Origin of the sequence: Nocardioides sp., assembly GCF_016462705.1 — a bacterium.
Taxonomy (GTDB): Bacteria; Actinomycetota; Actinomycetes; order Propionibacteriales; family Nocardioidaceae; genus Nocardioides.
This window is the reverse complement of sequence record NZ_JAEMSS010000243.1, coordinates 1-5,068: the sequence shown is the minus strand read 5'-3', so window position 1 is coordinate 5,068 and position 5,068 is coordinate 1. Positions and strand designations below refer to the sequence as shown.

The following is a 5,068-nucleotide window of genomic DNA, read 5'->3' as shown; positions in this document are numbered from 1 at the left end:
GGGCGGCGTTCGTCTCCCGCGGCCTCGGCGGCCACGACCGTGACGAGCAGGTCTACGAGCTGCTCGAGGGGCGGTAGGCGGGGGTCAGGCCGAGCCGAAGAAGCCGGAGGGGCCGACCTCGGAGCCCATCCGCGGCACGTACTGGTCGAAGAAGACCCGGGCGATGAGCTCACGTCTGCTGCGGACGTCGGCCTTGTCGAAGACCGACTTGAGGTGGTCCTGGACGGTGTAGGCGGACATGTGCAGCGTCGAGGCGATCTCCTTGGTGTCGACGCCCTGCAGGACGAGCTGGGTGACGTCCCGCTCGCGAGGAGTCAGGTCGAACGCGGCCACGACCAGGGACACGATCTCCGGCGGCCGGGCCTCCTCGATGGTCACCACGACCTCGCCGGCCCGGTCGCCCAGTCCCGACAGGGGCGAAGCGTGCAGCACCAGCCAGATGCCGTGCGCGGTGCGGACCCGGGCGTGCGGCACCACGTCGGTCTCGCCGCGGGCGAACCGCCGCGCAGCGCTGACCAGCGCGATGATCGTGGCGTACGGCGCCGCGGAGTCCGCTGCGCCGCTCATCTCGGCGAGCCGGGCGGCCGCCGCCGGCGTGCTCTGCACCAGCTCGCCCGACCCGTCGACGACCATGACCGCCGGCCCGCCCACCGAGCTCGGTGGCGCGACCTCGGTGAGCCGGGTCAGCAGACCGGAGCGCACTCCTCGACCGAACGCCTCGCTGAGGGTGCCGAGGTAGTCGATCTCGTCGACGCCGAACGGCTCGTCGCCCGAGCCGCGGAACAGCGCCATGCCGCCCCAGAAGCGGCCACCCTCGGCGAAGACCACCCGGGCCTCGTCGTGGTAGTCGAACTTAGGCAGCATGAGCCGGCTCATCCGCTCGGAGCGCTCGACCTGCCCACCGAACCAGAGGTTGACGCCGACGGCGCGGAGGCCTGAACCCGCTATCTCCGGGTAGGTCGTCGCCTCCTGCGAGTCGTACTCGATCTCGCCGAAGAGGCCGTCGTGGGAGTTGCGGCCGGCCAGGTCGCCGTACTTCCGGGAGCTGGTCAGCATCCGGGTGGCGGGGTCGTGGGTTCCCACGCAGACGGCGACCGAGGGGACGGCCCGAGAGACCGAGGCCACGGCCTCGGAGAGGAACGTCTCCAGGTCCAGTCCGGCCCGGGAGAGCACCTCCACATCACCCCGGACCCGTTCGGCGGTCAGGGCACTGCTCATCTGAGCAGTATCGACCCAGATGCCGGTCCGGCACATCCCAGTTTTGTGGGGAGTCGGACCCCCAGAGCCACGGGCCGCGGATCACCCGTGGCCGCGGGATGGTCCGGTCCGGGTGGGTGCCGCCAGTCTTCTGCGTCGTGAGCACCACGAGCACCGGGAACCAGGTCCCGGTCCAGGCGTCGGTCGACGACCTGGGCCGGCTCCTCCACGAGGACGACGTGACGGCCCAGCTGGCGCTGGCCACCACCCGCCTCGAGGCGGCCCTGGCCCGGCTCGGCCGGACCCCGTCCGGCCTCGCGGAGGTCGAGGTGCTCACGACCGACCGGATCGCCCTTCTCGGGGTGCTGGACGTCCTCACCGACCGTCTGGCCGCGACCGGAGCCCGACCGCACACCCGCATCCGCGAGGTCGACCGCCTCGACCGACCCGGTCAGCTGGTCGCCCTCGCCGCCACCCTCACACCCCGAGAAGACCCACACCCAGAAGGAAGCACCATGACCACCAGCATCACCGTCCTGTCCGCCGCCACCGCGGTCCAGCAGGCCTGCCCCGACCGCGTGACCCTCCCGGGCGACCCCGGCTACGACGTCGCGCGGCTCCCCTGGAACCTCGCTGTCGACCAGCGGCCGGCGGCCGTCGCCGTGCCGCACACCGTCGACGAGGTGGCCCGGATCGTCCGGGTCGCCGCCGAGCAGGGCCTCCGCGTCGCCCCTCAGAGCAGCGGGCACGCCGCGGTGCCGCTCGAGGGCCGGCTCGCCGAGTCCGTCCTGCTGCGTCTCTCCGAGCTCACCGGCGTCGAGGTCGACGTCGAGCGCCGGGTCGCCCGCGTCACGGGCGGGACCCTGTGGGCCGACGTCGTCGCAGCGGCCGCGCCGCACGGCCTGACCGCGCTGCACGGGAGCTCACCGGACGTGGCGGTCGCCGGCTACGCCCTGGGCGGCGGGCTCTCGTTCTACGGGCGCGAGCACGGTCTGGCGACCAACAGCATCACCGCGGTGGAGGTCGTCACCGCCGACGGCAGCCTGGTCCGCGCCGACGCCGACCAGAACACCGACCTGTTCTGGGCGGTGCGCGGCGGCGGCGGCAACTTCGGTGTCGTCGTGGCGATCGAGCTCCGGCTGCTCCCGATCGCCGACGTGGTGGCCGGGATGCTGCTGTGGCCGCTCGAGCGGGCGCCCGAGGTGGTGCCCACGTGGGTCGGCTGGACCCGCGAGCTGCCCGAGTCGGTCACCACGTCCCTGCGGCTGATGAGCTTCCCGCCGCTGCCCGACCTGCCGCCGTTCCTCAGCGGTCGCCGGATCGTCGTGATCGACGGCGCGGTGCTCGAGGACGACGCCCGGGCCGCGGAGCTCCTGGCCCCGCTGCGCGCGCTCGCCCCGGAGATGGACACCTTCGCCCGGATCCCGAGCGCCGACGTGCTCGCGGTGCACATGGACCCGCCCGGCCCGACCCCCAACGTCGCCGACCACGCGGTGCTGGGCGACCTCGACGACGCCGCCGTCGAGGCGCTGCTGGGCCAGGTAGGCCCCGGCAGCACCACGTCGCTGCTGTTCGCCGAGCTGCGTCACCTCGGCGGGGCGCTGGGACGGCCCGCGCCGGACGCCGGCGTCCTGCCCCGGCTCCCCGGCAGCTACGCCCTCTTCTGCGCGGCGGTCGCGCCGGTGCCGGAGGCCGCCGCCGCGGGTCTCGCGGACGGAGCTGCCCTGGTGTCCGCGTTGGCGCCGTGGGCGACCGGCGAGCACCTGCTCAACTTCGCCGACAAGGTGGTGGACACCGCCAGCGGGTACGACGCCGCCGACTACGCCCGGCTGCGCGCGATCAAGGCCGCGGTCGACCCGCGCGGGGTCTTCCAGGCCAACCACGAGATCGCCTGACGGTCAGCCCTTGCCGAAGCCGGCCTCCCGGGCCTTGACGATGGCCTCGGCGCGGCCGGCGGCGTGCAGCTTGGTGTAGATCGAGGAGACCGAGTTGCGGACCGTCTTGTTGGAGACGAACAGCTCGCGGGCGATGGCGTCGTTGGACCTGCCCGCGGCCAGCATCTCCAGGATGCCGCGCTCCCGCTCGGTGAGGTCGGGGAACGGAAGCTCCTCGACCCGCCGGGCGGTGGCGCCGGCGAAGTAGGTCGCGACCCGGCCGGCCAGGGCGGCGCCGAAGACCATGCCGCCGGCGGCCGCGGCGCGCACCGCGTTGTGGACCTCCTCGGCGCCCGACCCCTTCAGGAGGTAGCCGGAGGCGCCCGCCCGGATCGCGCTGAGCACGGTGTCGTCGTCCTCGTTCATCGTGAGCATCACGACCCGGACGTCGGGGTGCTTGCCGGTGATGAAGCGGGTCGCCTCGATCCCGTCCAGGTGCGGCATCTGGATGTCCATCACCACGACGTCGGGCTCGGTCTCGGCGACGACGTGCAGCGCCTCGCGGCCGTCGGCCGCCGAGCCGACCACCTCGACCCCGTCGAGCGCACCGAGCAGTGCGACCAGCCCGTCCCGCACGATCTGGTGGTCGTCGACCACCACCACCTGGATGCTCATCCCTCGTCCTTCTGCTCGTTCCTCTGCACGTCCTGCCGGTCCGGCCGGTCGGCCCGACCCAGCGGCAGCCACGCCCGGACCACGGTGCCACCACCCGGAGGGCACGAGACCTCCGTCCGCCCGCCCAGCTCCGCCGCCCGCTCGCGCAGCGACACCAGGCCGACACCCGCCTCCACCTCCGCGGGGATGCCGACCCCGTCGTCGCCGACCTCCAGGACCAGCTCGTCGCCCGCGACCTCCAGCCGGACGACCACCGTGGAGGCGCGCGCGTGCCGGGTGACGTTGGTGAGGGCCTCGCCAGCGATGCGGAAGGCCGCGACCTCGACCGCCGCGGAGAGGGCGCCGAGGTCGGCGGCGGCCTCGATCCTGGCGTCGAGACCCGCGCCGCTGATCCGCTCGGCGTGCTGGCGGAGCGCGCCGACCAGGCCGAGGTCGTCGAGCGCGGGCGGACGCAGGTCGTGGACCAGCCGGCGTACGTCGGCGACGACCTCCTGGAGCTGGCCGCTGGTGGCCGCGATCGACCGCCGGGCCGCGTCGGGGTCGCGGTCGACGAGGAGCCGTGCCGACTCGAGCTGGAAGACCAGGCCGCTGAGCGAGGGTCCGAGCCCGTCGTGCAGGTCGCGGCGGATCCGCCGCCGCTCCTCCTCGCGCGCGACGACCAGCCGCTCGCGGTTGTCCTGGAGCTCGTCGGCGAGCTGGCTGGTGCGGACCGCCGTGGCGGCCTGGCGGACCAGGTCGCCGAGCAGCTCCTCGTCGCGGCGGCTGAGCCGGCTGCGCAGCCCGCGGACCGGGAGGACCACGCGTCCCACCTCCTCGTCGCGGTAGGTGATGGGCAGCGTCCTGACCTCGGCCGGGGCGGTGCCGTGGGTCGCGGTGACCCGTTCCCCGTGGGCCCGGTCCACCTCGAGCCGCACGTAGCCGACCCCGAAGGCCGCCGCGACCGCGTCGGCCACCACCGCGAGCTGCTCGGTCCCGCCGTCGGCCTTCTCCAACGTCGAGGCGAGCCCCGCGACGACGTCGTAGCGGTTGGTGCGGTCACCGAGCATCGCGCGCTGGACGGCGGCCCACAGGCGAGAGCGCACCGGCCCGTAGAGGAGCACGGAGACCAGCAGCACGACCGTGATCAGCTCCGCCCGGCCGAGGTCGTCGCCGAGGAGGACGGTGAGACCCGCGACCGCGGCGAGGTCCGCGGCCAGCAGCACCAGGGAGAGCCCGCCGAGGACCAGGGTGCGGGCCAGCAGGTCGTCGATCGCCACGATCGTCGGCGCCACGATCGCCACGGTCATCGCGCACGCAGGGAGTGCCATCACGATGAAGAGCAG

Annotated in this window: 4 protein-coding genes; 1 reads left to right on the top strand and 3 read right to left on the bottom strand. The window is 74.0% G+C overall.

Going from position 1 to position 5,068, the window contains the following annotated elements; genetic code table 11:
- Positions 1-84 precede the first annotated feature (84 nt).
- On the bottom strand, positions 85-1,218 hold the full coding sequence (locus JHD21_RS20480; RefSeq protein ID WP_292679140.1) for a LuxR C-terminal-related transcriptional regulator: 1,134 nt from the start codon (positions 1,216-1,218) through the stop codon (positions 85-87).
- Positions 1,219-1,355: 137 nt separating this feature from the next.
- Between JHD21_RS20480 and JHD21_RS20475 the strand changes: the two genes are divergently transcribed.
- A complete protein-coding gene (locus tag JHD21_RS20475) occupies positions 1,356-3,092 on the top strand; it encodes an FAD-binding oxidoreductase (RefSeq protein ID WP_292679137.1) in 1,737 nt (578 codons plus the stop codon).
- A 3-nt stretch (positions 3,093-3,095) separates the two neighbouring features.
- Here JHD21_RS20475 and JHD21_RS20470 read toward each other — a convergent pair whose 3' ends face one another.
- Positions 3,096-3,746, bottom strand: coding sequence for a response regulator transcription factor (locus tag JHD21_RS20470; protein ID WP_292679134.1), 651 nt, complete (start codon positions 3,744-3,746; stop codon positions 3,096-3,098).
- A partial coding sequence (locus JHD21_RS20465; RefSeq protein WP_292679132.1) for a sensor histidine kinase occupies positions 3,743-5,068 on the bottom strand: 1,326 nt, incomplete at its 5' end. The genes JHD21_RS20470 and JHD21_RS20465, both read right to left, overlap by 4 nt.